Origin of the sequence: Kosakonia sp. SMBL-WEM22 (assembly GCF_014490785.1) — a bacterium.
GTDB lineage: Bacteria > Pseudomonadota > Gammaproteobacteria > Enterobacterales > Enterobacteriaceae > Kosakonia.
In genome coordinates, this window is record NZ_CP051488.1 from 4,944,920 (window position 1) to 4,969,887 (window position 24,968).

At 57.2% G+C, this 24,968-nt stretch carries 24 protein-coding genes; 16 read left to right on the plus strand and 8 right to left on the minus strand.

Annotated elements, in window-relative coordinates; genetic code table 11:
- The first annotated feature begins 205 nt into the window (after positions 1 to 205).
- The 7 genes from rhaD to rhaM all read left to right on the plus strand — a co-directional run bounded on the left by rhaD (position 206) and on the right by rhaM (position 7,276).
- The gene (rhaD, locus tag HF650_RS23850) at positions 206 to 1,036 is read left to right on the plus strand and encodes a rhamnulose-1-phosphate aldolase (RefSeq protein WP_023479304.1); all 831 of its coding nucleotides are present in this window, start codon (positions 206 to 208) and stop codon (positions 1,034 to 1,036) included.
- A 116-nt stretch (positions 1,037 to 1,152) separates the two neighbouring features.
- On the plus strand, positions 1,153 to 2,139 hold the full coding sequence (gene rhaS / locus HF650_RS23855; protein WP_023479368.1) for a rhamnose ABC transporter substrate-binding protein: 987 nt from the start codon (positions 1,153 to 1,155) through the stop codon (positions 2,137 to 2,139).
- A 46-nt stretch (positions 2,140 to 2,185) separates the two neighbouring features.
- Positions 2,186 to 3,697, plus strand: coding sequence for a sugar ABC transporter ATP-binding protein (locus HF650_RS23860; protein ID WP_187800624.1), 1,512 nt, complete (start codon positions 2,186 to 2,188; stop codon positions 3,695 to 3,697).
- Positions 3,694 to 4,698, plus strand: a complete 1,005-nt coding sequence (locus HF650_RS23865) for an ABC transporter permease (RefSeq protein ID WP_187800625.1) — start codon at positions 3,694 to 3,696, stop codon at positions 4,696 to 4,698. The genes HF650_RS23860 and HF650_RS23865 overlap by 4 nt, the downstream gene beginning before the upstream one ends.
- Positions 4,695 to 5,699, plus strand: coding sequence for an ABC transporter permease (locus HF650_RS23870; protein WP_187800626.1), 1,005 nt, complete (start codon positions 4,695 to 4,697; stop codon positions 5,697 to 5,699). Before HF650_RS23865 ends, HF650_RS23870 begins: the two co-directional genes overlap by 4 nt.
- 117 nt (positions 5,700 to 5,816) lie before the next feature.
- Entirely contained in the window at positions 5,817 to 6,965 is a 1,149-nt protein-coding gene (gene fucO, locus HF650_RS23875) for a lactaldehyde reductase (protein WP_187802804.1), read from the plus strand.
- Positions 6,962 to 7,276, plus strand: a complete 315-nt coding sequence (gene rhaM / locus HF650_RS23880; RefSeq protein ID WP_187800627.1) for an L-rhamnose mutarotase — start codon at positions 6,962 to 6,964, stop codon at positions 7,274 to 7,276. Before fucO ends, rhaM begins: the two co-directional genes overlap by 4 nt.
- 40 nt (positions 7,277 to 7,316) lie before the next feature.
- Here rhaM and HF650_RS23885 read toward each other — a convergent pair whose 3' ends face one another.
- Positions 7,317 to 7,865 carry an XRE family transcriptional regulator gene (locus tag HF650_RS23885; RefSeq protein ID WP_187800628.1) on the minus strand — a complete coding sequence of 183 codons (549 nt, stop codon included), beginning with the start codon at positions 7,863 to 7,865 and terminating at the stop codon, positions 7,317 to 7,319.
- Positions 7,866 to 7,966: 101 nt separating this feature from the next.
- Here HF650_RS23885 and HF650_RS23890 point away from each other — a divergent pair, with 101 nt between their 5' ends.
- A complete protein-coding gene (locus HF650_RS23890) occupies positions 7,967 to 8,629 on the plus strand; it encodes an AzlC family ABC transporter permease (protein ID WP_187800629.1) in 663 nt (220 codons plus the stop codon).
- Positions 8,629 to 8,952 carry an AzlD domain-containing protein gene (locus HF650_RS23895; RefSeq protein WP_187800630.1) on the plus strand — a complete coding sequence of 108 codons (324 nt, stop codon included), beginning with the start codon at positions 8,629 to 8,631 and terminating at the stop codon, positions 8,950 to 8,952. Before HF650_RS23890 ends, HF650_RS23895 begins: the two co-directional genes overlap by 1 nt.
- Positions 8,953 to 8,998: 46 nt before the next feature.
- Here HF650_RS23895 and HF650_RS23900 read toward each other — a convergent pair whose 3' ends face one another.
- Together HF650_RS23900 and fdhD are read right to left on the minus strand one after the other, a co-directional pair.
- Positions 8,999 to 9,211 (minus strand): DUF1471 domain-containing protein, encoded by a 213-nt coding sequence (locus tag HF650_RS23900; protein WP_187800631.1) that lies wholly within the window; start codon positions 9,209 to 9,211, stop codon positions 8,999 to 9,001.
- A gap of 124 nt (positions 9,212 to 9,335) precedes the next feature.
- Positions 9,336 to 10,175 carry a formate dehydrogenase accessory sulfurtransferase FdhD gene (fdhD, locus tag HF650_RS23905; protein ID WP_187800632.1) on the minus strand — a complete coding sequence of 280 codons (840 nt, stop codon included), beginning with the start codon at positions 10,173 to 10,175 and terminating at the stop codon, positions 9,336 to 9,338.
- A gap of 154 nt (positions 10,176 to 10,329) precedes the next feature.
- Between fdhD and fdnG the strand changes: the two genes are divergently transcribed.
- The 5 genes from fdnG (at position 10,330) to HF650_RS23930 (ending at position 17,025) form a co-directional block, all read left to right on the plus strand.
- Complete coding sequence (gene fdnG / locus HF650_RS23910; protein WP_187800633.1) at positions 10,330 to 13,380, plus strand: formate dehydrogenase-N subunit alpha; 3,051 nt, start codon at positions 10,330 to 10,332, stop codon at positions 13,378 to 13,380.
- A 12-nt stretch (positions 13,381 to 13,392) separates the two neighbouring features.
- Positions 13,393 to 14,295, plus strand: a complete 903-nt coding sequence (gene fdxH, locus HF650_RS23915) for a formate dehydrogenase subunit beta (protein WP_023479333.1) — start codon at positions 13,393 to 13,395, stop codon at positions 14,293 to 14,295.
- Entirely contained in the window at positions 14,292 to 14,930 is a 639-nt protein-coding gene (gene fdoI / locus HF650_RS23920) for a formate dehydrogenase cytochrome b556 subunit (RefSeq protein ID WP_023479367.1), read from the plus strand. Before fdxH ends, fdoI begins: the two co-directional genes overlap by 4 nt.
- Positions 14,927 to 15,856: a formate dehydrogenase accessory protein FdhE gene (fdhE, locus tag HF650_RS23925; protein WP_023479362.1), complete on the plus strand. Its 930-nt coding sequence runs from the start codon at positions 14,927 to 14,929 to the stop codon at positions 15,854 to 15,856. Before fdoI ends, fdhE begins: the two co-directional genes overlap by 4 nt.
- A gap of 257 nt (positions 15,857 to 16,113) precedes the next feature.
- On the plus strand, positions 16,114 to 17,025 hold the full coding sequence (locus tag HF650_RS23930) for an alpha/beta hydrolase (protein ID WP_187800634.1): 912 nt from the start codon (positions 16,114 to 16,116) through the stop codon (positions 17,023 to 17,025).
- 52 nt (positions 17,026 to 17,077) lie between these two features.
- On the opposite strand, the gene fabY is transcribed toward HF650_RS23930, so the two are convergent.
- From fabY to typA, 5 genes are all read right to left on the minus strand, one after another.
- Positions 17,078 to 18,019: a fatty acid biosynthesis protein FabY gene (fabY, locus tag HF650_RS23935; protein WP_023479318.1), complete on the minus strand. Its 942-nt coding sequence runs from the start codon at positions 18,017 to 18,019 to the stop codon at positions 17,078 to 17,080.
- Between the two features lie 44 nt (positions 18,020 to 18,063).
- On the minus strand, positions 18,064 to 18,498 hold the full coding sequence (gene dtd / locus HF650_RS23940; RefSeq protein WP_023479361.1) for a D-aminoacyl-tRNA deacylase: 435 nt from the start codon (positions 18,496 to 18,498) through the stop codon (positions 18,064 to 18,066).
- Entirely contained in the window at positions 18,495 to 19,367 is an 873-nt protein-coding gene (locus HF650_RS23945; protein WP_187800635.1) for a virulence factor BrkB family protein, read from the minus strand. Before HF650_RS23945 ends, dtd begins: the two co-directional genes overlap by 4 nt.
- Positions 19,364 to 19,960, minus strand: a complete 597-nt coding sequence (gene yihX / locus HF650_RS23950) for a glucose-1-phosphatase (RefSeq protein WP_187800636.1) — start codon at positions 19,958 to 19,960, stop codon at positions 19,364 to 19,366. Before yihX ends, HF650_RS23945 begins: the two co-directional genes overlap by 4 nt.
- Before the next feature lie 141 nt (positions 19,961 to 20,101).
- On the minus strand, positions 20,102 to 21,925 hold the full coding sequence (gene typA / locus HF650_RS23955; RefSeq protein WP_187800637.1) for a ribosome-dependent GTPase TypA: 1,824 nt from the start codon (positions 21,923 to 21,925) through the stop codon (positions 20,102 to 20,104).
- Positions 21,926 to 22,305: 380 nt separating this feature from the next.
- Here typA and glnA point away from each other — a divergent pair, with 380 nt between their 5' ends.
- Positions 22,306 to 23,715 (plus strand): glutamate--ammonia ligase, encoded by a 1,410-nt coding sequence (gene glnA, locus HF650_RS23960; RefSeq protein WP_187800638.1) that lies wholly within the window; start codon positions 22,306 to 22,308, stop codon positions 23,713 to 23,715.
- Positions 23,716 to 23,916: 201 nt separating this feature from the next.
- A complete protein-coding gene (gene glnL / locus HF650_RS23965) occupies positions 23,917 to 24,966 on the plus strand; it encodes a nitrogen regulation protein NR(II) (protein ID WP_187800639.1) in 1,050 nt (349 codons plus the stop codon).
- Positions 24,967 to 24,968 lie beyond the last annotated feature (2 nt).

Below are 24,968 nucleotides of genomic sequence, written 5' to 3' on the forward strand. Positions count from 1 at the left end.
CGGCCTACAAAACGGGCGCACCGCTTAACCAATGCTGTGCCGGATGGCGGCTTGCGCCTTATCCGGCCTACAAAACGGGCGCACCGCTTAACCAATGCTGTGCCGGATGGCGGCTTACGCCTTATCCGGCCTACCGAGCAACCGATTTATGTAGGCCGGATAAGCACAGCGCCATCCGGCAACAGAACCAACAGGAACTCCATACATGCAGACCATTATTAACGCCTGGTTCGTCCAGGGGATGATTAAAGCGACAACCGACGCCTGGCTGAAGGGCTGGGACGAACGCAACGGCGGCAATCTGACCCTGCGTCTCGACGATGCGGATATTGCGCCCTATGAAGCAGATTTCCACCCGCAGCCGCGCTACATTCCCCTCAGCCAGCCGATGCCGCTGCTCGCCAACACGCCGTTTATCGTCACCGGCTCCGGCAAATTTTTCCGCAACGTGCAGCTCGATCCAACGGCCAACCTCGGCGTGGTCAAAGTCGACAGCGATGGTGCTGGTTACCACATCCTGTGGGGGCTGACGAACGAAGCGGTGCCCACCTCCGAGTTGCCGGCGCACTTCTTATCCCACTGCGAGCGCATCCAGGCGACCGGCGGCAAAGATCGGGTGATCATGCACTGCCACGCCACCAACCTTATCGCCCTGACCTACGTGCTGGAAAACAGCTCGGATCTGATTACCCGCAAGCTGTGGGAAGGGAGCACCGAGTGTCTGGTGGTCTTCCCGGACGGCGTCGGCATTCTGCCGTGGATGGTGCCGGGCACCGATGAGATTGGCCGCGCCACCGCCAACGACATGCAGAAACATTCGCTGGTGCTGTGGCCGTTCCACGGCGTTTTCGGCAGCGGCCCGACGCTGGATGAGGCCTTTGGCCTGATCGACACCGCAGAAAAATCCGCCGAGGTGTTAGTCAAAGTCTATTCGATGGGCGGTATGAAACAGACCATCACCCGTGAAGAACTGATCGCACTGGGCAAACGCTTCGGCGTCAACCCGCTGCAATCGGCGTTAGACCTGTACCACTAAAAAAACGCGCCCCGCTCACGCAGACGGGGCGAACTCTGTTCACCTGCAAAAAACCACTCCCTGGTGATTTCGGCAATACGAAAGCAGACGGGAGTGTCATCCGTGGAGTACGAGCAATGAAAACAAAAGCAAGCTTGATCCTCACCGTTGTCATGATGGCGTTATCCGGTTCCGCCATCGCCGAAGTGAAAATCGCCCTGGTGGCGAAATCGTTAGGGAATGGTTTTTTTGAAGCCGCCAACACCGGCGCGCAGGAGGCAGCAAAAGAGTTAGGCGACGTTAAAGTGATCTACACCGGGCCGACCACCACCACGGCAGAAGCGCAGATCGAAGTGCTGAACGGCTTGATCGCCCAGGGGGTAGATGCGATCGCCATCTCCGCCAACGATCCCGACGCCGTAGTACCGGTGCTGAAAAAAGCGATGCAGCGCGGTATCAAAGTGGTGTCCTGGGACTCCGGCGTGGCGAAAGCCGGGAGGCAGATCCACCTCAACCCCTCCAACAACGCGCTGATTGGCGAAACCAACGTCAAGCTTGCTGCCGATGCGCTGAAAGCGCTCAACGTTGAGAAAGGGGACGTCGCCATTCTGAGCGCCACGCCAACCTCCACCAACCAGAATATCTGGATTGCGGAGATGAAAAAGGTGCTGCCGAAGTACCCCTCCGTCAATCTGGTCACCGTCGCGTATGGCGACGATCTCTCCGATAAAAGCTACCGCGAAGCGGTGGGTTTGCTGAAGTCTTACCCGGATCTGAAAGTGATCGTCTCCCCCTCCTCCGTCGGCATTGTCGCCGCCGCGCAGGCGGTGAAGGACCAGGGCAAAATCGGCAAAGTCTACGTTACCGGTCTCGGCTTGCCCTCTGAAATGGCAGGTGCCATCAAATCCGGTGCCAGTAAAAGTTTCGCCATCTGGAACCCGATCGATCTCGGCTATGCCGCCACCTATTTAGCGAACGATCTGGTGAAAGGGACGGCGACGAAAACGGAAGCCAGCATGGGCCGCTTAGGGAAAGTGACGCTGGATGCCGACGGCAATGGCGCGATGGCGCAACCCTTCGTCTACGATGCCAGCAACATTGATAAGTTCTCGAAGATGTTCTGACCCTTTCCCCTCTCTGACGGGAGGGGGTAAAAACCGGAGAGTTATCATGACGGCATCCACCCCACTGCTGTCGCTTAAGGGCATCAGCAAGCGCTTTCCCGGCGTGCGCGCACTTGAGAACGTACAGCTTGATCTCTGGCCTGGCCACGTAACCGCCCTGATTGGCGAGAACGGCGCGGGCAAATCGACGCTGGTCAAAGTGATGACCGGCATTTATCAGCCCGATGAGGGCGAGATCCTCTATAAAGCGATCCCCATCTCTCTGCCGACGCCGGATGCGGCGCACAGAGTCGGCATTACCGCCATTCACCAGGAGACGGTGCTGTTCGACGAGCTGTCGGTCACCGAAAACATTTTTGTTGGTCACTATCTCTATAAAGGGCTGCTGAAAAAGCTCGACTGGCCCGCCATGCACCAGCAGGCACGCGCAATCCTCGCCCGGCTGGAGGTGCAGATCGATCCGCGTGCGACGCTTAAAACCCTCAGCATTGCCCAGCGTCATATGGTGGCAATTGCCCGCGCGCTCGCCTTTGATGCGCAGGTGGTGATCCTCGACGAGCCGACCGCCGCTCTCTCGCAGCATGAGATTCTGGAGTTCTACCACATCGTTGAGCGCCTGAAGCAGGAGGGCAAAGCGATCCTCTTTATCTCCCACAAGTTCGATGAAATTTTCGAGCTGGCGGATCACTACACCATTTTGCGCGACGGCGTCTTTATCGAATCCGGTGCCATCAAGGAGATTACCGAAGCGCGGATGGTGACGCTGATGGTCGGGCGCGCGATTAGCCAGAGCTGGCCGAAAATCGCCTGCGAGCCGGGCGAGGTGGTACTGGAGGTAAACGATCTCTGCCATGCCACCGAGTTCGCCCATATCAGCTTTAGCCTGCGCAAAGGGGAGATCCTCGGCTTTTATGGCCTGGTCGGTGCCGGGCGCACCGAGCTGATGCAGGCGCTCTGCGGCGTAACGCGTCCCGCCTCGGGCGACATTATCCTCAATGGCAAAGCGGTGCAGTTCCGCCAGCCGGCGGATGCGATTCAGGCCGGGATTGTCTGCGTGCCGGAAGAGCGACAGCAGCAGGGAGCGATCACCGCCTTGTCGATTGCTCAGAACATCAGCCTGCCGCAGTTGAGCACGCTTAATGCCAACGGGGTGTTGAATGACGCCAAAGAGTGGGCGCTGGCGGAGGAGTACGCCCGCCGTTTGCAGGTGAAAGCTTTTAGCTGGAAGCAGGCGGTTGAAACGCTCTCCGGCGGCAATCAGCAGAAAGTGGTGATCGGTAAGTGGCTCGCCACCCAGCCGCAGGTGATTATTCTCGATGAGCCAACCAAAGGGATTGATATCGGCTCAAAAGCGGCGGTGCACCAGTTTATGTCCGAGCTGGTGGCGCAGGGGCTGGCGGTGATTATGGTCTCCTCCGAACTGCCGGAAGTGATGGGCATGGCGGATCGGGTGATCGTCATGCATGAGGGATTGATGGTCGCGCACTACCGGGCCGGGGAGGCGTCGGCGGAGACCATTGTTAGCGCCGCCAGCGGTGCCGGACAGGAGGCCGCATGATGAACGCACTGCTTAAACATCGTGAAGCGCTACTTGGCGGGGTGATTGTGCTGCTAATGCTGGCAATCGGCAGCCGCGTGCCCGCCTTTATCAGCCCCGGCAACCTGGTGGAGATGTTCAACGATACTGCCATCCTGATCATTCTCGCTCTCGGGCAGATGATGGTGCTGCTGACCAAAGGGATCGACCTATCGATGGCGGCAAACCTGGCGCTCACCGGCATGATTGTCGCGTTGATTAATTTCCATCACCCGGATGTACCGGTGTGGGCGTTGCTGCTGCTGGCCACTGCGCTCGGGCTGGTGATGGGGATTATCAACGGTCTGCTGGTGTGGAAACTGGGTATTCCGGCAATTGTGGTGACGCTCGGCACCATGAGCATCTATCGCGGCATTATCTTTCTTCTCTCCGGCGGCGGCTGGGTGAATGCCAACCAGATGAGCGCTGATTTCCTTGCCGTGCCGCGCAGCGGGCTGTTTGGGCTACCGGTGCTGAGCTGGTGCGCCATTGCCGCGCTGCTGCTGGTCGGCTACTTCCTGCGCTACAGCCGCAGCGGCCGGGCGCTCTATACCGCAGGCGGTAACGCCACGGCGGCGTACTACACCGGCATCAACGCCGGCAAGATGCAGTTTGTCAGCTTCTGCCTCTCCGGCGCGCTGGCCGGGTTCTGCGGCTACTTGTGGATCTCGCGCTTCGCCGTTGCCTATGTCGATGTCGCCAACGGCTTTGAGCTACAGGTGGTAGCCGCCTGCGTGATTGGCGGCATCAGCACCATGGGCGGCAGCGGGCGCGTGCTCGGCTGTCTGTTTGGCGCGCTGTTCCTCGGCGTTATCAACAATGCCCTGCCGGTGATTGGCGTCTCGCCCTTCTGGCAGATGGCGATCTCCGGCACGGTGATCGTGATTGCGGTGCTGCTCAACGAGCGTGGCAATAAGCGTAAAGGCCGGTTGATTCTGCGCGATGCGGCGCTGGCCCGGCAGAAACAGGCGGTGAAATCATGAGCAAAACTCTCACTTCTGAAGCGGTAAATAGCCCGGCTGCGCCGACGCCACTCTTGCGCCGTCTGCTCTGCTGGGAGGGCTTTTTACTGGCAGTAACGCTGGCGGTATTTGTCGTCAACGCCCTCGCCTCGCCTTACTTCCTTAATATCTGGAACCTGTCAGATGCCACCTTCAACTTCACCGAGAAGGCGATCATCGTCTTGCCAATGGCGATGCTGATTATCGCCAGAAAGATCGATCTCTCGGTGGCCGCCACCATCGCGCTCAGCTCAACGGCAATGGGCTTTTGCGCGCAGGCGGGCGTCGATACGCCGCTGCTGGTCTGCGTGGGGTTAGGTGTCGGGCTGCTGTGCGGGTTGTTCAACGGCTTTCTGGTGACCCGCTTCAACCTCTCGTCGATTGTTATCACCATCGGCACCATGAGCTTGTATCGCGGTATCTCCTACATCCTGCTGGGCGATCAGGCGCTAAACAGCTGGCCGGAGAGCTTCGCGTGGCTCGGCCAGGGTTACGTCTGGGGCGCACTGTCGTTCGAGTTTGCGCTCTTTATTGTGCTCGGGCTGCTGTTTGCCTTTCTGCTGCATAAAACCAACTTTGGCCGCCGCACGTACGCCATCGGCAATAACCCAACCGCCGCGTGGTATGCCGGGATCAATGTTAAGCGCCACAACCTGATCCTCTTCGCGCTGGTGGGGTTAATGGCGGGGCTGGCGTCGGTGCTGCTCACTTCGCGCCTCGGCAGCACGCGCCCGACCATCGCGCTGGGCTGGGAGCTTTCTGTGGTGACGATGGCGGTGCTCGGCGGCGTCAATATTCTCGGCGGCTCCGGCAGCATGGTCGGCGTGATTATCGCCGCCTTTTTGATGGGGTTGGTGACCTTTGGCCTGAGCCTGCTCAACGTGCCGGGGATCGTGATGTCGATTATTGTCGGCGCGATGCTGATCGTGGTGATTTCACTGCCGATCCTCACCCGCCGCCTGTTGCAGCGCAGGCGGCTGTAGTGCAGGCATGGCTTGCCGGATGGCGGCTTACCTCAAAGCGCCAGCGGGAGAAATTTTTATCCGGCGACAGGGAGCATTGCCGTCGGTCAGGATTCAATCAAATCAAGGAGAAACATGATGAGCTTTATGTTGGCACTGCCGAAAATCAGCCTGCACGGCGCGGGCGCCATTGGCGATATGGTGAAACTGGTGGCAGAGAAAGAGTGGGGTAAGGCGCTGATTGTCACCGACGGACAGCTGGTGAAACTCGGTCTGCTCGACAGCCTCTTTACCGCCCTAAAGGCGCACGGGATGCCCTATCAGCTGTTTGATAGCGTCTTCCCTAACCCGACCGAAGCGCTGGTGCAGGAGGGGTTTGCCGCCTATCAGCAGGCAGGCTGTGACTACCTGATCGCCTTCGGCGGCGGCAGCCCGATTGATACCGCGAAAGCGATAAAAATCCTCACCGCGAACCCCGGGCCGTCGACCGCTTACTCCGGCGTTGGCAAAGTGAAACACGCCGGAGTACCGCTGGTGGCAATCAACACCACCGCCGGTACGGCGGCGGAGATGACCAGCAACGCAGTGATTATCGACAGCGAGCGACAGGTGAAGGAGGTGATTATTGATGCCAACCTGATCCCCGATATCGCCGTCGACGATGCCAGCGTGATGCTGGCGATCCCCGCCGCAGTCACTGCCGCAACCGGTATGGATGCCCTCACCCACGCGGTCGAAGCCTATGTTTCCGTGGGCGCGCATCCGTTAACGGATGCCAACGCGCTGGAGGCGATTCGCCTCATCAACCTGTGGCTGCCGACCGCCGTTGCCGAGGGCGATAACCTTGAGGCGCGCGAACAGATGGCTTACGGGCAGTATCTGGCCGGGATGGCCTTTAACAGCGCCGGTCTCGGGCTGGTTCATGCGCTGGCCCACCAGCCGGGCGCGACCCATAATCTGCCGCACGGCGTCTGCAACGCCATCCTGCTGCCGATCATCGAAAACTTTAACCGCCCTCATGCGGTGGCGCGTTTCGCCCGCATCTCGCAGGCGATGGGCTTCGACACCCGGGAGATGAGCGAGGAGGTGGCAAGCCAGCAGGCGATTGCTGCCATTCGCGCGTTGAGCGCCAAAGTCGGTATTCCCTCCGGCTTTAGTGCGCTGGGGGTGCGCGAAGCCGATATCGAAGGGTGGCTGGATAAGGCGCTGGCCGATCCGTGTGCGCCCTGCAACCCGCGCAGCGCCAGCCGCGATGAGGTGCGCGAACTTTATCTGGAGGCTTTATGATCCGCAAAGCGTTTGTTATGCAGGTCAACCCCGATGCGCATGAGGAGTACGCGCGTCGCCATAATCCGATCTGGCCGGAGCTGGAAGCGGTGCTGAAAGAGGCGGGCGCGCACCATTACGCCATCTATCTTGATAAAGCGCGCAACCTGCTCTTCGCCACGGTGGAGATTGAATCAGAAGCGCGCTGGGAGGCGGTTGCCCGCACGGAGGTGTGCCAGCGCTGGTGGAAGCATATGCGCGACGTGATGCCTGCCAATGCCGATAACAGCCCGGTAAGCACCGAGCTGGAAGAGGTGTTCTATCTGGCGTAAGCCTCCTTTCATCCCCTCAATGTATGCAGGGGATGAAGGCTCAATTCTGCTCGGCAACGAGGATCGCCTGCGTATCCGGCTCTAATGCTTTAAAGATATGCTCGCGATCCGCCGGGTAACAGATGTAATCCCCTTCGTTTAACTCTTCAGGCGCTTCGGTCAGCCCGACCAGCGCCCGTCCCTGCGTCACAATAATGTGCTCAACGGAACCGGTGGGATGCGGATGGGAGATGCGATCCGCGCCGGGCTGCGTCAGCAGCAGATAGATATCGCGCCGCGCGCCGGGCGGGCAGGTTGCCAGCAATATCGCCTGGTAGTGCGCCTGCTCGGCAACCACTTTGGTGCCTTCACCGCGGCGAATAACCTGCGTCTGTGGGTTTTGCGGCTCCAGCAGACGGGCGAAAGGAATATCCAGCGCCACGCAGAGTGCCCACAGAGTTTCGAGGCTCGGATTACCGTTGCCCGCTTCCAGCTGCGAGAGCGTCGATTTCGCAATCCCGGCGCGGCGGGCGATCTCCGCCAGCGAGAGCCCGGTCCGCTGCCGCTCACGCGCCAGGCTTTTGGCGATAATAGCGATGGGTGGTGTCATACCGGCCTTAATGTTCATTTAATCGAACGTTATGTTCGTCTTGAAAAACGGTCTCAGGGTGTTCATTATAATGGATACACGTTCGATATGGCTAAAAAGCGATGTTCACACGACACTTTTCTTCCCTTACACGCGACACGATTAGAGCGATTGGGCTGGTCTGCCTGGCGGTCGGCGTTGTCGGCGTCTCCTATGGTTCGCTGGCGATGGCCTACGGCTTCCCGCTCTGGGTGCCGCTGATGCTCTCAACGCTGGTGCTGGCCGGTGCCTCGGAGTTTATGTTTATCGGTATAGTGGCAAGCGGCGGTAGCCCGCTGGCGGCAGCGGTTGCCGGGCTGCTGGTCAATGCGCGCCATATTCCCTTCGGCGTGACGGTGCGCGAACTGGTGGGTCAACGGGCCGCCGGGTTATTGGGCTGCCATATTATGAATGATGAGAGCGTGGTGTTTGGGCTTTCACAATCAACGCCGGAACAGCGCAAAGCGGCTTACTGGCTCTGCGGGCTGGGCGTGGCGCTGCTGTGGCCGATTGGCGTGCTGATTGGCGCATCGGTCGGCACGTTTTTGCCCGCGCCAGAAACCATCGGTCTGGACGCGGTCTTCCCGGCGATTTTGCTGGCGTTAGTGCTGCCAGCGCTGAAAAAGCGCACCACGCTGATACGTGCCTGTAGCGGCGCGGCACTCTCGCTGGCGACAGTCCCCTTCGCACCGGTGGGGTTACCGGTGTTGCTCTCACTGCTTGGTTTACTGACGAGGAAGCGATAATGGCAAGCGTTGCACTGACTCTTGGCGGTATCGCCATTCTCTCGGCTGGCACCTATCTGATGCGGCTCGGCGGCGCAAAACTGGGCGGGCGTCTGGCGCTGTCGGAACGCGCACAGGGGCTGCTTTCGGATGCAGCAACCACGCTGTTGTTCGCTGTGGCGCTGGCCGCCATGCTCTATGAAGGGGATCACTTTGCCGGGATGGCGCGGGTTTGCGGCGTGCTGTTTGCGCTGTTTCTCGCCTGGCGCAAGATGCCGCTCATTGTGGTGATTCTGTCGGCGGCGGTGGTCACCGCTCTGCTGCGTCTGGCGGGTCTGCACTAAAACGAAAAAAGCGCCCGGAGGCGCTCTTTCGACGATGGTGCTTAACTTATTTTGTCAGTTCAGCGGTCATGTGAACCTGGTTGCCGTTATACGCTTCGGTGATCTGGTAAGAAGAAGCGCCAGCCTGCTGTGCCAGGGCGGCAATTTTCGCTTCAGCACCGCTGAGGGTGGTGTCGGTCGCGGTCACAGTTTGCGCAGCAAAAGTACCGAAAGAGGAAGCGAGAGCGATAACTGCGACAAAAGTTTTGATGCTTTTCATGAGATAAACCCTTACGTTGTTTTGTTTTATTGAGGCGCCGTGCCTCGATGAAAGTAATGATAGACCTCTACCCTCAAAACAAAAAGCGGAAGGATTTGTTAATCTCTTTCAGTTTTTTTGACGTTTATTTAACACCCACCAGCCGCTGCGGATGGGTATAAATTGTCGCCCTGCCCGGCTTGCAAAAACCGACCAGCGTCAGGTTACAACGCTCTGCCACTTCGACTGCCAGGGTGGTCGCTGCGGAGACGGCAAAGAGGATTTCGACGCCGCACATCGCCGACTTTTGCACCATCTCATAGCTGGCGCGGCTGGAGACCAGCACCGCACCAGCGGCCCACGTTTCACCGACGCACGCCCGGTGCCCGAGAAGCTTATCCAGCGCCACATGGCGACCCACATCTTCATGCCCGCCCGCCAGCTCGCCGGAAGGCAACAGCCACGCGGCGGCGTGCGTGCAGCCGCTCAGTTGCCCAATCGGCTGCACGTCGGTTAAGTGCGCGAGCGCGTTATCCAGCGCGGCTAAATCAAAAGTCTGAGTGAATGGCAGCGGGGCGAGGGGCTTGCCGATATCATTGAGCTGCTCAACGCCGCAGACGCCGCAGCCGGTGCGCCCGGCCAGCGCGCGGCGGCGCTCCTTCAGCCCCATAAAGCGGCGGCTGGAGAGGTCGATCTGCACCTCCAGCCCGTTACAGGACGGCACAACCTCCATACCGTAAATATCGGCGGGGGTTGCAATAATCCCTTCGGATAAGGAGAAGCCGATGGCGAACTCCTCCAGATCTTTTGGCGATGCCATCATCACTACGTGAGAGATGCCGTTGTAGACCAGCGCAACAGGAACCTCTTCCGCCAGCATGTCTGGCTGGGCCTGCTGCAGATTGTCACGCTTCCAGAGCACGACTTCGCGTACGCCTGTGACTGATGTTGCATTTTTGTGCTTTTTAGTATGCAAAATGTTCACTTTGTATTAACTACCCTCGAACAAGCGTACCGACATTGTGGTATTCTCCGCGCATATCCTTCTTAAGCAGAGGGATATGCGGCAATTCTGAACCTTTGTGAAATTCACCGCAAAGAAAAAAACGATAAGAGTAATGTCAACCCAGGAGTAACCCATGCAGGTCAGCAGAAGGCAGTTCTTTAAGATCTGCGCTGGCGGTATGGCAGGTACAACGGCTGCAGCACTGGGCTTTGCCCCCAACATTGCACTCGCGGAGACACGGCAATATAAGCTGTTGCGCACCCGCGAAACCCGTAATACTTGCACATATTGTTCCGTGGGCTGCGGGCTATTGATGTATAGCCTCGGCGACGGTGCAAAAAACGCCAAAGCGTCAATTTTCCATATCGAAGGGGATCCGGACCATCCGGTAAACCGCGGCGCGCTCTGCCCGAAAGGGGCAGGTCTGGTGGATTTCATCCACTCTGAAAGCCGCCTGAAATACCCGGAATACCGTGCTCCAGGTTCCGATAAGTGGCAACGCATCACCTGGGAAGATGCCTTTGAGCGCATCGCCAAACTGATGAAAGCCGACCGCGACGCCAACTATGTTGCGCAGAACGCCGAAGGCACCACCGTGAACCGCTGGCTGAGCACCGGGATGCTGTGCGCATCCGCTTCCAGTAACGAAACCGGCTATTTAACCCAGAAATTTACCCGCGCCCTCGGCATGTTAGCCGTCGATAACCAGGCGCGTGTCTGACACGGACCAACGGTAGCAAGTCTTGCTCCAACATTTGGTCGCGGTGCGATGACCAACCACTGGGTTGACATGAAGAACGCCAATCTCATCGTGGTGATGGGAGGGAACGCGGCAGAAGCGCATCCGGTGGGATTCCGCTGGGCGATGGAAGCCAAGATCCATAATGGCGCGAAGCTGATTGTTATCGATCCACGCTTTACGCGAACCGCCTCGGTTGCGGATTTTTATACGCCGATTCGTTCCGGTACTGACATCGCTTTCTTGTCAGGCGTATTGCTGTACCTGTTGAACAACGAAAAATATAACCGCGAATATACCGAAGCCTATACCAACGCCAGCCTGATCGTGCGTGAAGATTTTGGCTTTGAAGATGGCCTGTTCACCGGCTATGACGCGGAAACACGCAAGTACGACAAAACCACCTGGAACTACGAGCTGGATGAGAAGGGTTTCGCTAAGCGCGATAAAACGCTGACTCACCCGCGCTGCGTGTGGAACCTGCTGAAACAGCACGTTTCCCGCTATACGCCAGAAGTGGTTGAAAACATCTGCGGAACGCCAAAAGCGGACTTCCTGAAGGTGTGCGAGTACATTGCGGAAACCAGCGTGCACGACAAAACCGCCTCGTTCCTCTATGCCCTGGGCTGGACGCAACACTCCGTCGGCGCGCAGAACATCCGTACGATGGCGATGATTCAGCTGCTGCTGGGCAATATGGGGATGGCAGGTGGCGGCGTGAACGCCCTGCGCGGCCACTCCAATATTCAGGGTCTGACCGATCTTGGCCTGCTGTCGCAGAGCCTGCCGGGCTACATGACGCTGCCGAACGAGAAGCAGAAAGATCTCCAGACCTACCTGACCGTCAACACGCCGAAACCGCTGCTGGAAGGCCAGGTTAACTACTGGAGCAACTACCCGAAATTCTTCGTTTCGATGATGAAAGCCTTCTTTGGCGACAAAGCGACGGCGGAGAACAGCTGGGGCTTTGACTGGCTGCCGAAGTGGGACAAAGGCTACGACGTTCTGCAGTACTTCGAAATGATGAGCCAGGGCAAGGTCAACGGCTATATTTGCCAGGGCTTTAACCCGGTCGCTTCGTTCCCGAACAAGCACAAGGTAGTAGCATCCCTGTCGAAACTGAAGTTCCTGGTGACCATCGATCCGCTGAATACGGAAACCTCGACCTTCTGGCAGAACCACGGCGAGTCTAATGATGTCGATCCGTCGACCATCCAGACCGAAGTGTTCCGCCTGCCGTCGACCTGCTTTGCTGAAGAGAACGGATCCATCGTTAACTCCGGCCGCTGGTTGCAGTGGCACTGGAAAGGTGCCGATGCCCCGGGCGAAGCGCTGAACGATGGTGAGATCCTGGCCGGTATCTTCTTACGCCTGCGTAAGATGTATGCCGCAGAGGGTGGCGCGAATCCGGAACAGGTTCTGAACATGACCTGGAACTACTCGACGCCGGAGAATCCGTCTGCGGAAGAAGTGGCGATGGAGAGCAACGGCAAAGCGCTGGTCGATATTATCGATCCGGTAAGCGGCGACGTGCTGGCGAAGAAAGGCAACCAGCTTGGCAGCTTTGCGCACCTGCGCGATGACGGCACCACTTCAAGCGGCTGTTGGATTTTCGCCGGGAGCTGGACGCCGGATGGCAACCAGATGGCGCGCCGCGACAACGCCGATCCGTCAGGCCTTGGCAATACGCTGGGCTGGGCATGGGCGTGGCCGCTCAACCGCCGTATTCTCTATAACCGTGCCTCCGCAGACCCGCAGGGTAACCCGTGGGATCCGAAGCGCAAGCTGCTCAGCTACGCCAACGGCAAGTGGGTGGGTGCGGATATTCCGGACTACAGCACCGCCGCACCTGGCAGTGAAGTCGGGCCGTTTATCATGCAGCCGGAAGGGCTGGGCCGTCTCTTCGCGCTCGATAAGATGATGGAAGGGCCGTTCCCGGAACACTACGAGCCGTTCGAAACGCCGTTGGGTACTAACCCGCTGCACCCGAATGTCGTCTCGAACCCTGCTGCGCGCGTCTTTAAAGGCGATCTCGCTGCGATGGGTAAAGCCGATAAGTTCCCATATGTCGGGACTACTTACCGCCTGACCGAGCACTTCCACTACTGGACCAAGCATGCGCTGTTGAACTCCATCGCGCAGCCGGAACAGTTTGTGGAGATTGGCGAGAAACTGGCGGGCAAGCTGGGCATTTCGCAGGGCGATACCGTGCGCGTCTCCTCTAACCGTGGCTATATCAAAGCCAAAGCGGTGGTGACTAAGCGTATTCGTACTCTGAAAGTGGACGGCAAAGATATCGACACCATCGGTATTCCGATTCACTGGGGTTACGAGGGCGTGGCGAAGAAAGGCTTTATCGCCAACACGCTGACGCCGTTTGTCGGTGATGCGAATACCCAAACGCCGGAGTTCAAGGCGTTCCTGGTGAATGTGGAAAAGGTGTAACGGAGACGACTTATGGCTTATCAATCGCAAGACATCATCCGTCGTTCCGCGACTAACGGTTTCACGCCCGCGCCTCAGGCGCGGGATCACCAGCAGGAAGTGGCGAAGCTTATCGACGTCACCACCTGTATCGGCTGTAAAGCCTGCCAGGTGGCGTGTTCCGAATGGAACGACCTGCGTGATGAGGTGGGGCACAACGTCGGGGTGTATGACAACCCGGCGGATCTGACCGCCAAATCATGGACGGTGATGCGTTTCTCGGAAGTGGAGCAGAACGACAAACTGGAGTGGCTGATTCGTAAAGATGGCTGCATGCACTGCGCCGATCCTGGCTGTCTGAAAGCATGTCCGTCAGAAGGGGCTATCATTCAGTATGCTAACGGCATTGTCGACTTCCAGTCTGAGCAGTGCATTGGCTGCGGTTACTGCATCGCTGGCTGCCCGTTCGATGTGCCGCGCCTGAACCCGGAAGACAACCGCGTCTACAAATGTACGCTGTGTGTTGACCGTGTGACGGTAGGCCAGGAACCGGCTTGCGTGAAAACCTGCCCGACCGGCGCTATCCACTTTGGCTCCAAAGAGGATATGAAAAACCTCGCCGGCGAGCGCGTGGCAGAGCTGAAAACTCGCGGTTACGATAACGCAGGTCTGTACGATCCGGCCGGTGTTGGCGGTACGCACGTGATGTATGTGCTGCACCATGCCAATAACCCGAATCTCTACCATGGCCTGCCGGAGAACCCGGAAATCAGCGCAACCGTGAAGTTCTGGAAAGGGATCTGGAAACCACTTGCGGCGGTCGGCTTTGCTGCCACCTTCGCGGCCAGCATCTTCCACTATGTCGGTGTCGGTCCGAACCGCGCAGAAGAGGAAGAGGACAACCTGCATGAAGAGAAAGACGAGGTGCGCAAATGAGAAAACGTGACACCATCGTGCGCTATTCGGCACCCGAGCGCATCAACCACTGGATCACCGCCTTCTGCTTCGTGCTGGCGTCGGTGAGCGGGCTGGGGTTTTTCTTCCCCTCCTTCAACTGGTTGATGAACATTCTTGGGACGCCGCAGCTGGCGCGTATTCTTCATCCGTTTGTCGGCGTGGTGATGTTTGCCTCGTTTATAATCATGTTTTTCCGCTATTGGCACCATAACCTCATCAATAGGGATGATATCTTTTGGGCGAAGAATATTCGTAAGATCGTCGTCAATGAGGAAGTGGGTGACACCGGGCGCTATAATTTCGGTCAGAAGTGTGTGTTCTGGGCGGCGATTATCTTCCTGGTGTTGCTACTGGCAAGCGGCGTGGTTATCTGGCGCCCTTACTTTGCACCCGCGTTTCCCATCCCGGTGATCCGCTTAGCGCTGATGGTGCATTCATTTGCAGCAGTCGCGTTGATTGTGGTTATCATGGTGCACATTTATGCCGCCTTGTGGGTTAAAGGCACCATAACCGCAATGGTGGAAGGCTGGGTTACCAGCACTTGGGCGAAGAAACATCACCCGCGCTGGTACCGGGAAGTTCGCAGCAAGACAACGGAAAAACCAACTGAATGAGTATTCGCATAATCCCGCAAGATGAGCTGGAGAAGAGCGAAAAACGCACGGCGGAAGTGATTCCGCCGTTGTTATTCCCCAGACTCAAAAACCTCTATAACCGCCGTGCGGAACGTCTGCGCACGCTGGCAGAGAGTAATCCGCTGGGTGATTATCTGCGTTTTGCCGCGCTGATCGCCCATGCCCAGGAGGTGGTGCTGTATGACCACCCGTTACAACTCGATCTGACGGCGCGTCTTAAAGAAGCTGCCGCGCAGGGCAAGCCGCCGCTTGATATTCATGTCCTGCCGCGCGATACGCACTGGCACAAGCTGCTGCATTCGCTGATTGCCGAGCTGAAGCCGGAGATGAGCGGCCCGGCGCTGGCGGTAATCGAGAACCTGGAAAAGGCCTCCGCACAGGAGCTGGAAGCGATGGCTAGCGCGCTCTTTGCCGCCGACTTCGCCTCTGTCAGCAGCGATAAAGCGCCCTTTATCTGGGCCGCACTGTCGCTCTACTGGGCGCAGATGGCAAGCCTCATTCCGGGGAAAGCCCGCGCGGAATATGGCGAACAGCGCCAGTTCTGCCCGGTGTGCGGATCGATGCCGGTTTCCAGTACGGTGCACATTGGCAGCAGCCAGGGGCTGCGCTACCTGCACTGCAACCTGTGCGAAACAGAGTGGCACGTGGTGCGCGTCAAGTGCAGCAACTGCGAGCAAACCCGCGATCTGCACTACTGGTCGCTGGATAACGAGCAGGCGGCAATCAAAGCGGAGAGCTGCGGCGACTGCGGCACTTACCTGAAAATTCTTTATCAGGAAAAAGACCAGAATGTCGAAGCAGTGGCCGACGATCTGGCGTCGCTGATCCTCGATGCCCGCATGGAGCAGGAAGGGTTCGCCCGTAGCTCCATCAACCCGTTCTTATTCCCCGGCGAAGGGGAGTAAAATCAGCAGGTCGCGGTAACTTTTTGCCCGGCCTGTTACTGATACGGGGTGACACACTCACCCCCTCCTTTTTCAAGTTTATTATCGCTTCCCCCCGTCTAATAAGGCGTCAGCCTCCCTTCCGATGCATTCCTGAAAGAAAAAAACGTTCTTTCGAGCTGGGTTCCACTTTTCATTTTCAGCCCAAAACCCCCGTTTTCATTTCGCAAAAAACAGGCTATAAATCCTGGGTATTTATACAGACAAAGGAATGCGAAATGGCACTGGAACAGGGTATTAGCCAGCTGGTAAGCGACTTTATTGCTGCAGGACGGCCTTCCGCCGGCGAGCAGAGTATTGATGACCGGCGCGCAGGGTATCTCGCCAGCACAGCGCTGGCAGGCGAGACGGAACACCGTGTTGAGGTAAATGAGTTCACGCTGGAGAGCATTCGCTTTCGCTGCTACTCACCGCAAGATGCCAACGGTAATCTGCCCGCGCTTATCTACTATCACGGGGGCTGTTTTGTTAGCGGCAGCTTCGATACCCACGATAAACAACTGCGCCAGCTCGCCTTTTACAGCGGCTGTCGGGTCATTGCCGTGCAGTACCGGCTTGCGCCAGAGCACCGCTGGCCAGCGGCCCATGATGATGCACTGAGGGGCGCTGAACTGATCCGGGAACACGCGCAGCAGCTTGGCATCGATCCTCAGCGCATCACGCTGGCGGGCGATAGCGCGGGCGGGCATCTGGCGCTGGTGACGGCATTGCGCTTAAAAGCCGCAGGCGAGTGGCAGCCTGCTCTGTTGATCCTTATTTATCCGATGCTTGATGCAACCGCCTGGTTCGACAGCTATACCCTTAACGGCTCGGATTATGTGATCACCCGCGAGGCGCTGCTCTCCGGCTATACACACTATCTTGGCGAGACCGATCGCCTGCTGCCGGATGTCAGCCCGCTGTGGCGCGATGATTTCAACGGCCTGCCGCCGACGCATATCGTCACCGCTGAGTTTGACCCGCTGTGCGATGAAGGGGAGTCGCTCTATCAGCGAATGACCGAACAGGGCGTGGCATGCTCCTGTTCGCGTTATCTCGGTGTGATACACGGATTCTTCCAGCTTGCCGGCATCAGCCGCACGGCAGTGGATGTGATTTACGATGTGGCGGCGCGCATCGCCAGAGTGTAACGGGCTGCACGGGAAAGGGTGGCATCGCACGCGCCATCGGCAGGCCCAGCACCTACTCCTCTTCGTTGCCACCCTCTTCGAACGAGCCGAACGGTTTTGCGGGCAGGACGATGTAGATGCCTTCGAAAATCGCGCCCTGCTTATCATCGCCGAACAGCTCTACCTGCATCTGTACGCGCGCTTTTTTCCCGCGTGCCAGGCGGTCGAGATCGCCGCTTAACGAGCCGAGATCGGCAATGGCGCTCGGTTTCCCGCTGATAGGCGAGCTGTAGCGGATATGGGCGTCGGCGAGAATAATTGTGCCGCCAAGGTGGCGCTCACGCAGCATCAGCCAGATAAGGCCCCAGCCGGTGAGCGTTGCCAGCGAGAAAAGGCTGCCGGCAAACAGCGTATGGTGCGGATTTTGATTGCCGATCTCCGGCATGGTGGTGATAAATTTCTGCCCGGTGTACTGCTGGATACGCACGCCCATCTTTTCGCTGAGCGGAATATGCTGGTACCAGGCTTGTTGCAGCTGACCGCACCAGTCGCCGCGATGAAGAATATCATCCAGCGAGGCGATGGGCTTGATCATCAAGAAATGGCGGATGGGGGTGGTTTGCGGCGCGGTGATTTCACCCTCGTTGATAAACCCAAGCTTGGCGAAAAAGGGTACCGCATCTTCGCGGGCGCTACAGGTTACGCGCTTTACGCCCTCCTGGCGGGCGACGGACTCCAGGGTCATCGCCATCAGCGTGCCGAGGCCCTTATCCTGCACCGAGGGGTGCACCGCCATAAAGCGGATCGAGCCTTCGTTATCGGCATTGATATAGAGCCGCCCGGAAGCGACGATATTGCCCTCTTCATCAACCACCATCTGGTGATGCGCCATAGCGTCCCAGGCATCGCGCTCGGAGCCCTGCGGCTGGTGCAACGGCTTGCGTAGCATTTCCCAGCGGAACTGGTAGTAACGTTCTAACTCTTCTTCAGTTTGCGGTACGCGAAGATGATACATAGCTGCATTCTCTCTTGTGACCCGGGGCCACGCCGCAAGCTGGCTCATATCTGTAGCCAGAATGTGACGGGACCGTCATTGACCAGCGACACCTGCATATCGGCCGCGAAACGCCCGGTTTGCGTGGCGATTTGCTGACCGCAGTGTGCAACAAAGTGGTTGTAGAGCGCCTCGGCTTTTTCCGGCGCGGCACCGCGCGAAAAGCCAGGACGCATGCCGCGCTCCGTATCGGCCGCCAGCGTGAACTGCGATACCACCAGCACGCTGCCGCCAGCCTGCTGAACATTGAGATTCATTTTCCCGTCGGCATCGCTAAAAATGCGGTATCCCAACACCCGTTCACACAGGCGATTGGCTTTCTGCTCGTCGTCCTCTCTCTCGACGCCCAGTAATACCAGAAGACCCGGGCCGATTTCACCCGTCACCTCTCCCGCCACGCTAACGCTCGCACGGGAAACGCGTTGAATTAATGCAATCATGGTTGGTCTGCTTCTTCTCGTTGTGCTGCTTTTTTAAGTTCGCGGTATTCCCCGAGAGTGACAGTAATTTCAGCGCCAAGCAAGACGATACACCAGGTCCAGTAAACCCAAAGAAACATGATCGGGATAACAGCCAGCACGCCATAAATCAGCTGGTAGGAGGGGAACATGGTGATATATAAACCAAAACCTTTCTTACCCAGTTCAAACAGCACTGCCGCAACAAACGCGCCCAACACCGCATCGCGGTTCGGTACGCGCGTAGTCGGAACAATGCTGTAGAGCAGCCAGAACGAGAGCCAGGAGAGGATCAGCGGAAAAATACGCAGCACATCATCAATCACGCTATTAAGCTCACTCGCCCAACGCAGCGAGAGCAGATAGGAGCTGATCGCCAGGCTCGCCCCGGCCAGCAGCGGGCCGAGAGTCAGGATCATCCAGTAGACGGCAAAAGAGTAGACGTGCGGACGCACGCGGGTGCTGCGCCAAATGGTATTCAGCGCGCTGTCGATGGAGTACATCAGCAGCAGCGAGGTCACTACCAGCCCACAAGCCCCGACTGCGGTCATCTTCGTCGAGTTTGCGACGAACTGCTCAATATAGTTCTGGATAACGTCGCCGGTTGTGGGAATGAAATTGGCAAAAATGAAGTGACGCAGCTGGATGCTGATGTCAGAAAACATCGGGAAAGCGGCGAACAGCGCGAAGACCACCGCCACCAGCGGCACCAGTGAGAGCAGTGAGACGTAGGCGAGGTTTCCCGCCAGCGTCGTCATATTGTCATCGTTGATACGTCGCCACAGCAGTTTGAACCAGGCCTGCAGCGACAGCGCACTTCTCTTCGCGCGCTGTTTTACGGCATCTTTCATAGCGTTTTTGAAAAATAGTCCGGAATGATAGCCTTATCAGTGACCAGGATCGAGGTAATCCCCACGCGTTCAGCGCCAGCGATATTTTCAGCATTGTCGTCGAAAAAGACGGCATCGTCGGCAGAAAACCCCTCTTGCGTAAGAACTTGCTGGTAAATTGCGGCTTCGGGCTTACGCATGCCCATCTCTTGCGAGAGATAGATATGATCGGCAGCGGCGCGAATCTCCGGATACTGTTCCGGCCAGAATGTTGTGTGCAGACGGTTGGTGTTCGACAGCACCACCACACGGTGTCCCTGCTCGCGCAGCTTATGCATGATGTCGATGACTTCCGGGCGTAGCGCGACGAAGACCGCCTGCCAGCCGGTGGAGAATTGCTCATAGCTTAGCGGCAGCGCCATCTCTTCGCACAGCGCTTTGGCGAACTCCTCATCGCTGATCTCCCCGCGTTCATGACGGTGGAAGGCCTCCCCCATGACAAAGTTCTGCTTCAGGGTTGCCAGCGGTACGCGGCTGAAATCGCTCCAGGCTCCGAGCACCCGGTTGAAGTCGATATCGACAATCACATTACCTAAATCAAAGATATAGAGCATTTGCCTCTCCTTGCCTGCCATGGAGAGTTAACTGTAGCGGGAAAGTTTCCGCTTGAATAGCGGGCCCTTTCACGCCCGCGATCGCGGGATAAAAAAAAGCCGCTGATCATCAGCGGCTTTTGTTGGGCTAAAAGAGGAGAATTACTCTTCTTTTGCACCGCGCATTGCGCGTTTACGGTCGTTCTCAGTCAGATGACGTTTACGGATACGAATGGACTGAGGCGTTACCTCTACCAGTTCGTCGTCATCGATGAACTCAAGCGCCTGCTCCAGGGTCATCTTGATCGGCGGAACCAGAACCGTTGCTTCATCCGTACCGGACGCACGCATGTTGGTCAGTTTCTTACCGGTCAGGCAGTTTACCGTCAGGTCGTTCGAGCGGCTGTGAATACCGATGATCTGGCCTTCATACACTTCCGCACCGTGACCGAGGAACAGCTTACCGCGATCCTGCAGACCGAACAGCGCAAACGCAACCGCTTTACCCTGACCGTTGGAGATCAGTACGCCGTTATTACGCTGGCCCACTTCGCCCGGACGAATATCGTCGTAGTGGCTGAAGGTGGAGTAAAGCAGACCGGTACCAGATGTCATGGTCATGAACTCTGAACGGAAGCCGATCAGACCGCGGCTTGGGATCACGTAGTCGAGACGTACGCGGCCTTTGCCGTCCGGATTCATGTTTTTCAGATCGCCTTTACGCTCGCCCAGTGCCTGCATAACAGAACCCTGGTGCTGCTCTTCAACGTCCAGCGTTACGTTCTCGAACGGCTCTTGTTTACGGCCGTCGATTTCGCGGAAGATAACTTTCGGACGGGAAACCGCCATTTCGAAACCTTCACGACGCATGTTTTCGATCAGAACAGAGAGGTGCAGCTCACCACGACCGGATACGCGGAATGCATCAGCGTCTTCGGTCTCTTCAACGCGCAGCGCAACGTTGTGCACCAGCTCTTTGTTCAGGCGGTCAAGGATCTGACGAGAGGTAACATATTTACCCTCTTTGCCACAGAACGGAGAGGTGTTGACGTTGAAGAACATGGTTACGGTCGGCTCATCAACGGAGAGCGCCGGCAGCGCTTCGACATTCTGCGGATCGCAGATGGTGTCGGAGATGTTCAGCTCGCCCAGACCGGTAATCGCAATGATGTCGCCCGCTTCCGCGATGTCGCTCTCAATACGCTCCAGGCCCAGGTGAGTCAGCACTTTGCCCACTTTACCGTTACGGGTTTTGCCTTCGCTATCGATGATAGTGACCTGCTGGTTCGGCTTCACTTTACCGCGCTTGATACGGCCGATGCCGATTACGCCAACGTAGTTGTTGTAATCGAGCTGGGAAACCTGCATCTGCAGCGTGCCGTCGAGATCGACATTCGGTGCCGGTACATGTTCAACAATCGCCTGGTACAGCGGGGTCATGTCTTCAGCCATGTTTTCGTGGTCCAGACCCGCGATACCGTTCAGCGCAGAAGCGTAAACGATCGGGAAGTCCAGCTGCTCGTCGGTCGCGTCGAGGTTAACGAACAGGTCGAAGACCTGATCAACAACCCAGTCCGGACGCGCGCCAGGACGGTCAACTTTGTTGATTACCACAATAGGTTTCAGACCATGGGCAAATGCTTTTTTGGTCACGAAGCGCGTTTGCGGCATCGGGCCGTCAAATGCGTCAACCACCAGCAGCACGGAATCGACCATGGACATTACACGCTCAACTTCACCACCGAAGTCGGCGTGCCCTGGGGTATCAACGATGTTGATACGATAATCATTCCATTTGATAGCGGTGTTTTTAGCGAGGATGGTAATCCCACGCTCTTTCTCCAAATCGTTGGAGTCCATCACACGCTCTTGAGTTTCAGCACGTTCGTCGAACGTACCGGATTGCTGCAGCAGCTTGTCAACCAGGGTCGTTTTACCATGGTCAACGTGAGCAATGATGGCGATGTTACGCAGATTTTCGATCACAACTTTGCCTCAGGCATTAGAAATAGCGCGTTATTGTACACGTATTAATCGAAGGACTAAACAGGATCACAAACATACCCTGCAAACAAGTATTGCAGAGTTGCTTTGTGATCGCTTTCACGGAGCGTTAAAAGGGGCAAATAACGAAAATTGCACCAATATGGTGCTCTATGTTTCCATAAAAGCACTATATTGGTGCAAGGTAACCATCATGGTGCAGCCCTTTTGCACTATGCCGAGCATGATAACGCCTTTTTAGGAGGATTTAAAAGTTGGCATAGATTTCGCTTATCCATTGTACGGCAACTACGCCAGATTTACGTAGTTATTAGAAGACTTCGTTACCACGACGACAATGACAATCCCGGGAGAGTTTAAGTATGTCCGCTGAACACGTTTTGACGATGCTGAATGAGCACGAAGTGAAGTTTGTCGATCTGCGCTTCACAGATACCAAAGGTAAAGAACAGCACGTCACGATCCCAGCCCATCAGGTCAACGCTGACTTCTTCGAAGAAGGCAAAATGTTTGATGGTTCTTCGATTGGCGGCTGGAAAGGCATCAACGAATCCGACATGGTGCTGATGCCGGACGCCACTACCGCTGTCATTGACCCGTTCTACGAAGAGTCTACGCTGATTATTCGCTGCGATATCCTCGAGCCAGGCACCATGCAGGGCTACGATCGCGATCCGCGCTCCATCGCCAAACGCGCTGAAGAGTACCTGCGCTCCACCGGTTTGGCAGACACCGTGCTGTTCGGGCCAGAGCCGGAGTTCTTCCTGTTTGACGACGTACGTTTCGGCAGCTCCATTTCCGGTTCCAGCGTTGCTATCGACGATATCGAAGGCGCATGGAACACCACCACCAAATATGAAGGTGGTAACAAAGGTCACCGTCCGGCTGTGAAAGGCGGTTACTTCCCGGTTCCGCCGGTAGACTCCTCTCAGGATCTGCGCTCCACCATGTGTCTGGTGATGGAAGAGATGGGCCTGGTGGTTGAAGCGCATCACCACGAAGTGGCGACTGCGGGTCAGAACGAAGTGGCAACCCGCTTCAACACCATGACCAAAAAAGCGGACGAAATTCAGATTTACAAATATGTGGTACATAACGTTGCGCACCGCTTCGGTAAAACCGCGACCTTTATGCCGAAACCGATGTTCGGTGATAACGGTTCCGGTATGCACTGCCACATGTCCCTCTCCAAGAACGGTACCAACCTGTTCTCTGGCGACAAATACGCGGGCCTGTCTGAAATGGCGCTGTACTACATCGGCGGCGTAATCAAACACGCTAAAGCGATCAACGCCCTCTCTAACCCGACCACCAACTCCTACAAGCGTCTGGTCCCGGGTTACGAAGCACCGGTTATGCTGGCTTACTCTGCGCGTAACCGTTCCGCATCAATCCGTATTCCGGTTGTTGCTTCTCCGAAAGCGCGTCGTATTGAAGTGCGCTTCCCGGACCCGGCTGCAAACCCGTACCTGTGCTTCGCCGCGCTGCTGATGGCGGGTCTGGATGGTATTAAGAACAAAATCCACCCGGGCGAAGCAATGGACAAAAACCTGTACGATCTGCCGCCGGAAGAGGCGAAAGAGATCCCGCAGGTTGCAGGCTCCCTGGAAGAAGCGCTTAACGCGCTGGATGCTGACCGCGAGTTCCTGACTGCCGGCGGCGTATTCACCGACGACGCTATCGATGCTTATATCGCGCTGCGTATGGAAGAGAACGACCGTGTTCGCATGACGCCGCACCCGGTAGAGTTTGAACTCTATTACAGCGTTTAATTACGTCATTAATACTCGGCCGATTTCTCGTCACAGCCAGCTGATGGCGAGAAAAAGGCCAGAGAATTTTTAGTTGCCGTGGAAACTTTGGCCCATCACACGATGGGCTTTTTTCGCCGACAACAACCTGATCTCACGCGCTTTTTCTTTCTATAACGCTATACTGCACAAAATTGGTGCATATCTCCGGGAGACTGCTACATGGCAAGCGGCGCGCTGCCCGATGCTGGGCAGATCCTCAACTCTTTGATCAACAGCATCCTGCTGGTTGATGACGACCTGGCGGTACATTACGCCAACCCCGCAGCACAACAGCTGCTGGCGCAAAGCTCGCGCAAACTCTTTGGCACCCCGCTGCCGGAACTGCTGAGCTACTTCTCCCTCAATATCGACCTGATGCGCGAAAGTCTGCATGCAGGCCAGGGATTTACCGATAACGAAGTGACACTGGTCATCGACGGGCGCTCACATATTCTCTCCCTGACGGCGCAACGCCTGCCGGACGGCTTGGTGCTGCTGGAAATGGCGCCGATGGATAACCAGCGCCGTTTAAGCCAGGAGCAGCTTCAGCATGCTCAACAGGTGGCAGCGCGCGATCTGGTGCGCGGCCTGGCTCATGAGATTAAAAACCCGCTGGGCGGCCTGCGCGGCGCGGCACAGCTTTTAAGCAAAGCGCTGCCCGATCCTTCACTGCTGGAATATACCAAAGTGATCATTGAGCAGGCCGACCGCTTGCGCAATCTGGTCGATCGCCTGTTAGGGCCGCAGCAGCCGGGTATGCACGTTACTGAAAGTATCCATAAAGTGGCCGAGCGCGTGGTGAACCTGGTGTCGATGGAGCTGCCAGCTAACGTCACTTTAACCCGCGATTACGATCCCAGTTTGCCGGAGCTGGCGCACGATCCTGACCAAATCGAGCAGGTTTTGCTGAATATCGTGCGTAATGCCCTTCAGGCGTTAGGGCCGGAAGGCGGCGAAATTATTCTGCGTACGCGCACCGCGTTCCAGTTAACACTGCACGGCGTGCGTTATCGCCTGGCAGCCAGAATCGATGTGCAGGATAACGGCCCGGGTATACCGCAGCATCTGCAGGACACGCTGTTTTACCCGATGGTCAGCGGCCGCGAAGGTGGCACCGGGCTTGGCTTATCGATCGCACGCAGCCTGATTGATCAACACTCAGGCAAAATTGAATTTACCAGTTGGCCAGGCCATACCGAGTTCTCGGTATTCCTGCCTATTCGGAAGTAGAG

Excerpts from the sequence above, each read along its gene's own strand:
- rhaD (WP_023479304.1), top strand. The coding sequence starts at position 206 with ATGCAGACCATTATTAACGCCTGGTTCGTCCAGGGGATGATTAAAGCG.
- rhaS (WP_023479368.1), top strand. The coding sequence starts at position 1,153 with ATGAAAACAAAAGCAAGCTTGATCCTCACCGTTGTCATGATGGCGTTA.
- HF650_RS23860 (WP_187800624.1), top strand. The coding sequence starts at position 2,186 with ATGACGGCATCCACCCCACTGCTGTCGCTTAAGGGCATCAGCAAGCGC.
- HF650_RS23865 (WP_187800625.1), top strand. The coding sequence starts at position 3,694 with ATGATGAACGCACTGCTTAAACATCGTGAAGCGCTACTTGGCGGGGTG.
- HF650_RS23870 (WP_187800626.1), top strand. The coding sequence starts at position 4,695 with ATGAGCAAAACTCTCACTTCTGAAGCGGTAAATAGCCCGGCTGCGCCG.
- fucO (WP_187802804.1), top strand. The coding sequence starts at position 5,817 with ATGAGCTTTATGTTGGCACTGCCGAAAATCAGCCTGCACGGCGCGGGC.
- rhaM (WP_187800627.1), top strand. The coding sequence starts at position 6,962 with ATGATCCGCAAAGCGTTTGTTATGCAGGTCAACCCCGATGCGCATGAG.
- HF650_RS23885 (WP_187800628.1), bottom strand. The coding sequence starts at position 7,865 with ATGACACCACCCATCGCTATTATCGCCAAAAGCCTGGCGCGTGAGCGG.
- HF650_RS23890 (WP_187800629.1), top strand. The coding sequence starts at position 7,967 with ATGTTCACACGACACTTTTCTTCCCTTACACGCGACACGATTAGAGCG.
- HF650_RS23895 (WP_187800630.1), top strand. The coding sequence starts at position 8,629 with ATGGCAAGCGTTGCACTGACTCTTGGCGGTATCGCCATTCTCTCGGCT.
- HF650_RS23900 (WP_187800631.1), bottom strand. The coding sequence starts at position 9,211 with ATGAAAAGCATCAAAACTTTTGTCGCAGTTATCGCTCTCGCTTCCTCT.
- fdxH (WP_023479333.1), top strand. The coding sequence starts at position 13,393 with ATGGCTTATCAATCGCAAGACATCATCCGTCGTTCCGCGACTAACGGT.
- fdoI (WP_023479367.1), top strand. The coding sequence starts at position 14,292 with ATGAGAAAACGTGACACCATCGTGCGCTATTCGGCACCCGAGCGCATC.
- fdhE (WP_023479362.1), top strand. The coding sequence starts at position 14,927 with ATGAGTATTCGCATAATCCCGCAAGATGAGCTGGAGAAGAGCGAAAAA.
- HF650_RS23930 (WP_187800634.1), top strand. The coding sequence starts at position 16,114 with ATGGCACTGGAACAGGGTATTAGCCAGCTGGTAAGCGACTTTATTGCT.
- fabY (WP_023479318.1), bottom strand. The coding sequence starts at position 18,019 with ATGTATCATCTTCGCGTACCGCAAACTGAAGAAGAGTTAGAACGTTAC.
- dtd (WP_023479361.1), bottom strand. The coding sequence starts at position 18,498 with ATGATTGCATTAATTCAACGCGTTTCCCGTGCGAGCGTTAGCGTGGCG.
- HF650_RS23945 (WP_187800635.1), bottom strand. The coding sequence starts at position 19,367 with ATGAAAGATGCCGTAAAACAGCGCGCGAAGAGAAGTGCGCTGTCGCTG.
- yihX (WP_187800636.1), bottom strand. The coding sequence starts at position 19,960 with ATGCTCTATATCTTTGATTTAGGTAATGTGATTGTCGATATCGACTTC.
- glnA (WP_187800638.1), top strand. The coding sequence starts at position 22,306 with ATGTCCGCTGAACACGTTTTGACGATGCTGAATGAGCACGAAGTGAAG.
- glnL (WP_187800639.1), top strand. The coding sequence starts at position 23,917 with ATGGCAAGCGGCGCGCTGCCCGATGCTGGGCAGATCCTCAACTCTTTG.